Consider the following 272-nt stretch of genomic DNA (forward strand, 5'->3'; position numbering starts at 1 on the left):
AGGGTGAGCAGGATAGCCGCCCAGACCGGGACGCCTGCCTGCAAAAGCCAGGCGATAATGACCCCGGCAAAGCCGACGATGGCGCCGACCGACAGGTCGATACCCGCCGTGATGATCACGAAGGTCTGCCCGAGAGCCAGGATTGCCGTCATCGATCCCTGCCGCAGCAAGTTGCTGATGTTCAGGGGCGTCCAGAAGCTGGCGGTGAAAATTCCGAGCATCAGCCAGAGGAAGAGCAGCAAGCCGATCAGCGTCAGGCCGAACAGAATGTT

General features: G+C 61.0%; 1 protein-coding gene. It reads right to left on the reverse strand.

The window, feature by feature from the left end:
- Window positions 1–272: ABC transporter permease subunit (locus SB764_RS40250; RefSeq protein ID WP_410866787.1), on the reverse strand; the 272-nt coding region annotated here is incomplete at both ends.

The sequence above is a fragment of the Paraburkholderia sp. SIMBA_027 genome, from assembly GCF_046535315.1.
Taxonomy (GTDB): Bacteria; Pseudomonadota; Gammaproteobacteria; order Burkholderiales; family Burkholderiaceae; genus Paraburkholderia; species Paraburkholderia tropica.